Origin of the sequence: Rhodococcus sp. NPDC057014, assembly GCF_042673295.1 — a bacterium.
Taxonomy (GTDB): Bacteria; Actinomycetota; Actinomycetes; order Mycobacteriales; family Mycobacteriaceae; genus Rhodococcus_F.
In genome coordinates this window covers 1-6,879 of sequence record NZ_JBHUSF010000405.1, presented here as the reverse complement: position 1 = coordinate 6,879, position 6,879 = coordinate 1, and the positions used below count along the sequence as shown (strand labels likewise).

The 6,879-nt window shown below is 65.1% G+C and carries 7 protein-coding genes; all 7 read left to right on the top strand.

Annotation, left to right across the window (positions count from 1 at the left end; all coding sequences use genetic code 11):
* Window positions 1–277: 277 nt before the first annotated feature.
* Window positions 278–775, top strand: a complete 498-nt coding sequence (locus ACFTZB_RS41015; protein WP_378440980.1) for a hypothetical protein — start codon at window positions 278–280, stop codon at window positions 773–775.
* Window positions 776–1,053: 278 nt separating this feature from the next.
* Complete coding sequence (locus ACFTZB_RS41010; RefSeq protein WP_378440978.1) at window positions 1,054–1,224, top strand: hypothetical protein; 171 nt, start codon at window positions 1,054–1,056, stop codon at window positions 1,222–1,224.
* Between the two features lie 762 nt (window positions 1,225–1,986).
* Window positions 1,987–2,238, top strand: coding sequence for a hypothetical protein (locus ACFTZB_RS41005; RefSeq protein ID WP_378440976.1), 252 nt, complete (start codon window positions 1,987–1,989; stop codon window positions 2,236–2,238).
* A gap of 183 nt (window positions 2,239–2,421) precedes the next feature.
* Window positions 2,422–3,180: a ParA family protein gene (locus ACFTZB_RS41000; protein WP_378440974.1), complete on the top strand. Its 759-nt coding sequence runs from the start codon at window positions 2,422–2,424 to the stop codon at window positions 3,178–3,180.
* Entirely contained in the window at window positions 3,180–3,692 is a 513-nt protein-coding gene (locus ACFTZB_RS40995) for a hypothetical protein (RefSeq protein ID WP_378440972.1), read from the top strand. Before ACFTZB_RS41000 ends, ACFTZB_RS40995 begins: the two co-directional genes overlap by 1 nt.
* A gap of 219 nt (window positions 3,693–3,911) precedes the next feature.
* Complete coding sequence (locus ACFTZB_RS40990; protein WP_378440970.1) at window positions 3,912–5,453, top strand: alpha/beta fold hydrolase; 1,542 nt, start codon at window positions 3,912–3,914, stop codon at window positions 5,451–5,453.
* Window positions 5,453–6,879 (top strand): serine hydrolase domain-containing protein (locus tag ACFTZB_RS40985; RefSeq protein WP_378440968.1); only part of this gene is annotated, 1,427 nt, incomplete at its 3' end. The genes ACFTZB_RS40990 and ACFTZB_RS40985, both read left to right, overlap by 1 nt.

Below are 6,879 nucleotides of genomic sequence, written 5' to 3'. Positions count from 1 at the left end.
CTACGACAAGTACGCCACCACCTATCTCGGTGGCGTACTCCTCGCCGCCTTCGTCATCCATCACCGCGTCCGCAAATAGCAGACACGCTCTAGTCCAGAGGTGTGCCCGCGGGGTCGGCTAGCGAACCAGCCCACCCGGGCACAGTTCAATCGGTCAAAGACGGCAGGGGACTGCGCAATTCGTGCCGAAGAACGGTCCACACGGTCGGATCCTCCGGCATCGTCCACGAAAGGTGTGCCGAGTTTCCGTGGACCGTGGCGGGGGTACCCCTCTGATATGGCGCGGGAAGGCATTGTCGGCTCGGCCCTCCTCGGACGAACCGGCGCAGGGAATCGGGCCGGTGCGGGCATCGGGCGTGGTCTTCGGCGGGCCGCCGGTGACGTCGGCTCCGGCAATGTGCCACGATCGGTCGACGACGCCGCCAAGTGGCTGAAACCCCACCTTCACGACCACCCACTCCTCGGCGAAGTCAAGGAGCGAGCCGCGGTGCGGAAGAGCCTCGACCAATGGCTGGACACCGTCGCCGAGTCCGTCGCCCACGGTGGACCGAGCACCACTGCCGCCCTGCGGGCGATCGACTCCACCCTCAATGGCAAGAACCCGATATGGGCGGCGATCAAGGGCCTGGTGTCCGGGTTGAGCCGCACCGTGAAGGTCGCCCTTGTCCTGCTCATCCTCCTCGGGCTAGTGCTGGGGCCGATTCTGCTGGTGCTCGCGCTGCTGGCCCTTCTCGTGGCCGGGCTCGCCATTGCCGTCCGCGCCGCCACCCGGTGACCTGCGGAGCATCCAGCGTAGCCAGCCGCGATCCGGGTACCCGCACAGTACGTTGTCCCGGGCCCGCACACCGGCCGGGGCAACCAGCCCCGGTACCGGTCGCCAACCCCTTCGGCCGCGGGGCGCCCAACGCCGCACGCGCCGAGGCCGAGTGTTCGCCCACCCAGCCCCGGCCGCGTGCGGTCCTCTCACAACCTCACGAACCACTCCCACCCACACCTCTCACTCGAGGAACAGGTCGGCCTCTTCGGGTCTGATGACCTGCGTATCGTGAATAGATGAAGACAAAATCGCCTCCGAACGAACTCGCCCGCAGGCTCGCCGAGCGGGAAGAAGTGGAAGTCGGCATTCTCGAACTCGAAGGACTGCTGGCGAAGGCCAGACGCCGCCTCGACGAGGTGTCCGCCGAGATCGAATCTCTCCGGGAGCATCGAGCACCACCGAGCTAGGTGGCGATCACACCCCACCGCGAGCTCGGACGCCCAGTTCACCGCCGAACCTCCACGATGCCGTCTCCGGCGCCGACCAAGCCTCGCATCGGGACGGATTGCTCGTCAGCAGTTCCCCACGCACCGAAGGACCTCGTGCAGTCCACCGTCGATCAGACTCCGGTCCGATTCGACTGGACACTGTCCGGAAGTTCGTCTCGGTCTCGTCGAGCCACCTCGACGGAGGGATCCACGCTCCCTACCCGGTTGGTCCGTCGTCGGCGGTGTCACCTGGACCCCGGTCGAGCAACTGCATGACTCCCCGAAACGCCGGTCACACGACTTGCACCGACTCTGCCGCGAGGGTCAGTGTTACCGGACGCCCCCGCCACCGTGTCTCGATGTCACCGTCGCGCGGGAGATCAGTCGGTCGTAGGTTGGCGGCAGCGCTCGGCTCCCCGAGATCAACGCATTCGGAGACCATCACGCAGAAGCCGGCGTTCAAGGCCGCCGAAATATGCGGCGCGGAACCTACACATGGCGTTTTCACGAGGGCCCCAGCGAGCCGTGGTGGGTTACTTCCGGTTTGTGCGCGGTTGGTGAGGAGAATTCCGCGTCCCGCAACGCCTTCCGGGAAGCCGGTAGGTCAACGCGATGCGCCGCGGTCAGTGTTTCCTGTTGTCGAGTTCTCGGGCACTGCAAGCGATGCCCGGCCGGAGAAATTCTGGTCGGGTGCGGTGTGGCGGTTAGGTCGTTCGACTTTCTGGTCCCAGAATTGCGGGTATGGCCGAGATCGTTGCTTCCCGCCGCCGGGGGCGGCCCAGTAAGGGGACCCGTGCTGTGGTCAAGGCGCTGGTGCCTCCGGAGCTCAAGGAAGCGGCTGCCAGCGCCGCGAAGGCGCACGGCATGACCGCGAACGACTACATCGCGGCGCTCATCGCGGCCGACACCGGCATGACCGAGCTGCTGGCATCGATTCGGGAGAAGCGGACCGCGACACGACGATCCGCGGAATCCTGCAGATCAGGACCGTGACGGATCACCGGTCTGGGCAGCGTGTGGCGACCTGCGTGCTCGTCGCGACAGTGACCGTAGATCGTTCGCCGTCGCGCGATGATCGCAGGACTCCGCCGGAACGAACAACGTCGACGCGACACTGAACGACTCCACGGATCAGTGCACGTTACGGCACTATTTATTGCACGAAGGGACAAGCCCATGACCCGCACCATCGCGGTGGTCAACCACAAAGGTGGTTCCACCAAGACCACGAGCGCGGTCAATCTCGCCCAGGCCCTCGTCGAAGCCGGCTACACCGTCCGGGTCGTCGACCTCGACCCGCAGTGCAACGCCACCACCTGGCTCGGTGCCACGCCCGAGGCAGTCGACAACGATGTCCTGTCGGTGCTGATGATGGTGGCGAGCATCGAGGATGCCACCACCATCACCGCGTCCGGGATTCACCTCGTTCCTGCCACCAAGGAACTCGATTCCGTCGGGCCCTACTTCCTCAAGAAGCCCGGTGCGCACGGCGTCCTGCGCAAGGCCCTTGCGAACGCCCCCGAGGTCGACTTCAATCTCCTCGACTGCCCCGGAGACTTCGACCACCTGACCATCAGCGCACTCGTCGCCTGCACCGAGGTGCTCGCCGCTGTCATGACGGGCGCGATGGAACTCGAAGCGCTCATGCGGATCGAGAACTACATCAGCGAGCAGGTCGAGCTGCTCAATCCCACCGCGCGGCTCAATCACATTCTGTGTGGCCGCGTCGAACTCGGCCAGGTCATCGACCAGCAGGTCCTCGCCGCGCTCCGTGAGACCTACCCCGATCAGACGATGCGCACCATCATCCCGAAGTCCGTCCGTGTCAGTGAGAGCTACAGCGCCGAAGAACCCGTCGTCAGGTGGGCGCCGTCGTCGTCGGCGGCACGCGCCTATCGGGACGCCGCCCGAGAACTCGTCGAAAGGATGCCCTGATGAGCGCGACACGTAAGCCCGGACTTGTCAGCAACCCCCTCGAACGCCGTCCCCAGACCCGCACCGGCACCCATCAGGTCGGGACGTGCTCGAGAACTCGTCGGAAGGATCTCCTGATCAGCGCGACACGTGAGCACGGACTCGCCAAAAGCCCTGCCGAACGCAAGCGGCGGCTGCCGAACCTCGTCGAGCAGGGCGTGGACGTCACACGGGAAGCGGCCACCATCGGCGACCCCCAGCCGGGGCCGGTTGCCCTCGACGAGGAAAAGGCCACCACACGGGTACCCGCGGACAAGACGCTGGAATCCGTCTACATCAACCGCGCCAGGGTGGAAGACGGCAAGAATGCCGTCGCCGCGATCGGCCATATCGCCGGCGCCCCCGACAGCTGGTCCGACCTCGTCGACGAAGCCCTCGCCCGCTACCTTCCCGTTCTCCAACGCGAATTCAACGATGGCGCACCCTTCCCCCCGCGCAATCCCGAACGCGTCCGGGGATCACGCATCAACTAGCCCGCCCAGCGCCGCCCGCAGGAGGAGGGAGCGGACGCCCTCACCGAGGACGACGGCGGCCCTCACCGAGGTATCGAGAACGATGTCAGCGGCCCTTGTGCGGCCCCTTTACCGGTAACGGCGCTCCCAATGCTGTGGGTGTGTCAGGATTTATCCGAGTGGATACTCGGGCCGAGCCCGGACACCAGGTTCGGGCGGTCGCCATTCAGGGTGGTTGACATGCGGGTTGTGAACCAGATAGCGGCGATTGCGTTTGTCTCGATTCTCGTCAGCTCAGCGTGTGGCAGCACTTCCGATCCGTCCGGTTCGTCACCGACGACTGTGGCTCATCCGCCGACGGAGTTTGTCGAGGGTCCGTGCGCGCAGACGCCAAATCCGGTCCCACTGCTGGAGAATGCTCGCTGCGGGGAATTGGTGGTCCCGGTGGACCGCACCAGAGAAGACAGCGGATCCTTGCGCTTGGCAGTTGCGATCGTTCCGTCGGAAACGCAGCCGCCGGCCAAGGCTCCGATCGTCTTTCTCATGGGCGGGCCCGGTCAGGATGCGGTCACGGATCCTCCGGTCAACCCGGACGTGCCGCTGAACCGTGATCGCGATCTGATTCTGATGGGACAGCGCGGCAACATCACGTCCAGCTCGCCGTTGTCCTGCCCGGAGATTTTCGAGTTCTTCGCCCATAGGATCGGAATGGGGTGGAACGCTGAGTCCACCCGGGATGCGTACGTGGAAGCGGTGCAGGGCTGCCACGACCGCCTGGCTCCCACCGTCGACCTCTCGGCGTTCAATTCGACCGAGAGCACCTATGACCTGATCGATCTGCGCAAGGCACTCGGCCTCGAGAAGTGGAATGTTTTCTCCCACTCGTACGGTACCGACCTCGCGCTGATCTACATGCGTCACGACGCCGACGCGATCGAGTCGATCGCGTTCGACGGAGTGACGCCTCCATCGGTTGGTGCCCTGGGGTGGACCTGGGCCAGCGCTCGCCAAGCATTCGACAACATGGTCGAGGCGTGCGAGGACCAGCCGGCATGCAACGAACGCTATCCCGACCTGGGGGCAACGTTCATCCGGCTGGTCAATGAGCTGGAAGCGAAGCCCATCACCACGACGGTCGACGTCGAGGGCGTTGGAGAGACGAAGGTTGTCGTCGACGGCGGAATGCTGCTGAACTGGTTTGTCCCCGTGGCCACCCATCTGCCGACAGAGTTCCCGTCAACGGTCGATGAGCTCGCACACGGGAATGCGCAGCCCATTGCGTCGCGGTGGGCCGAGGTGTGGGGGCATCCGGAGAGGGGCGTCCTGCAGTGGGGCCTCACCCTGAGCATTTGGTGCCGCGAATGGATCCCGTTCGAGACCGTCGAACAGTCGATGCAACAGGCGGAAAAGGAATTCCCGGAACTCCCGGAGTCCGTTCGGGCCCAAGCGCCACAGCTGCCGTTCCTGCGCGACGCCTGCGAGGTGTGGGACGTGCCGAAGGCCCCTGACTCGATCCGAGACATCACCGTCAGTGACATCCCGTCGCTCGTGCTGTCGGGTACCTACGACGGGCAGACCGGAGCGGTGTGGGGCGACTACATCGCGAAGGATCTCTCGCAATCCACAGTCGCGGTAGTGCCCGGAGCTGCACACGGTGTGTATGCAGAGCCACCGTGCGGAGCCGAGATCATCGCGTCGTTCTTCGACGATCCGGAGAAGCCGGACACATCCTGCACGGACACGACGCCACTGCCGGCATACGACATTCTCCCGCCACGCTGATGACGACCGAGGTGTTCGCCGTCGGTGGCCCTCGGTTGTCGCGTCGGGCGGTTCTCGGCGGGGCGGTCGCCGGGTTGGCGGTGCTCGTGTCGCCGGCATGTTCGTCGACGGAGTCGACCACCACAGCGACGAGCGTCCCCGCGAACGCGAAGGACGCGTTCAACGAGCTCGACGCCAAGATCGACAAGGCGATGCGGGACTACGCGATCCCCGGCGTTGCGGTCGGCGTCATTGCCGACGGCGAGGAATACATAAAGGGGTACGGGGTCACCAATGTCGACCACCCGACCCCGGTGGACGGCGACACCCTGTTCCGGATCGGCTCCACGACGAAGACGTTCACCGGAACGACCGTGATGCGCCTCGTCGACGAGGGCAAGGTCGATCTGGAGGCACCGATTCGCAGGTATCTGCCCGATTTCGCGGTCGCCGATCCCGACGCCGGCGCCACGGCGACGGTGCGACAACTGCTCAACCACACGTCGGGTTGGCTCGGTGACGATCTCCAGGACTTCGGTCGAGGTGACGACGCGATAACCAAGTTCGTGGCGTCGATGACCCGGCTCCCACAGAAGACGCCGCCGGGCACGGTCTTCGCCTACAACAATGCGGGGTTGGTTGTGGCGGGGCGGATCGTCGAGGCCGTGACCGGATCGGTCTACGAGGACGCCGTCCAGAAGATGCTGCTGGACCCGCTCGAGTTGGGTCACACCCGCTTCTTCTCGGACCAGATAGTCGGCCAGAATATCGCCGCCTCACACAACGTCGACGACGGAAAAGCCGTTGTGGATCCGGGCTTCTGGTTCTTCCCACGCAGTTGCAACCCGACCGGATCGTTGATTTCCAGCGTGCGGGATCAGGTGCGCTACGCGCGCTTCCACCTCGGCGACGGCACGACACCCAACGGAGATCGGTTGATGAGCAAAGACTCGCTCATCGCCATGCGTTCGAATCCAGGCGTCGGCGGCACACTTCAGGTCGAACTCACCGGCGTGGGAGTGACATGGATGCTGCGGCCGTCCGCGGAGAACGAGACGATCGTCCAACACGGCGGAACCTGGGCGGGTCAACGATCCGGGTTCTTCATGGTGCCCAGCCGTAACTTCGCCATGACCGTGCTCACCAATTCCGAGGGCGGAGGGAAACTGCTCAACGAACTGTTCGCCGAGGACTGGTCGCTTCGCCGCTTCGCCGGAATCGGTAACCTGCCCGCGACGCCCCAGAAGTTGAGCACGGCCGAGCTGGCGCCCTACGAGGGCGCGTACGCCACTGACGACATCGATCAGTCGGGCACCCTGGGGACCGTCGTGATCCACTTCCGCGGCAAAGACGGCCAGCTCGTCGGCAACATGAGCGACGCCCCGGATGCCACCTACCTGCCGGATGAGCAGACAGCCCCGAATCTCGGTCTTGCGCTGTACAAGAC

What these genes read in the sequence shown, in the direction of transcription:
- ACFTZB_RS41005 (WP_378440976.1), top strand. Translation starts at nt 1,987, where the DNA reads ATGGCCGAGATCGTTGCTTCCCGCCGCCGGGGGCGGCCCAGTAAGGGG.
- ACFTZB_RS41015 (WP_378440980.1), top strand. Translation starts at nt 278, where the DNA reads ATGGCGCGGGAAGGCATTGTCGGCTCGGCCCTCCTCGGACGAACCGGC.
- ACFTZB_RS41010 (WP_378440978.1), top strand. Translation starts at nt 1,054, where the DNA reads ATGAAGACAAAATCGCCTCCGAACGAACTCGCCCGCAGGCTCGCCGAG.
- ACFTZB_RS41000 (WP_378440974.1), top strand. Translation starts at nt 2,422, where the DNA reads ATGACCCGCACCATCGCGGTGGTCAACCACAAAGGTGGTTCCACCAAG.
- ACFTZB_RS40990 (WP_378440970.1), top strand. Translation starts at nt 3,912, where the DNA reads ATGCGGGTTGTGAACCAGATAGCGGCGATTGCGTTTGTCTCGATTCTC.
- ACFTZB_RS40995 (WP_378440972.1), top strand. Translation starts at nt 3,180, where the DNA reads ATGAGCGCGACACGTAAGCCCGGACTTGTCAGCAACCCCCTCGAACGC.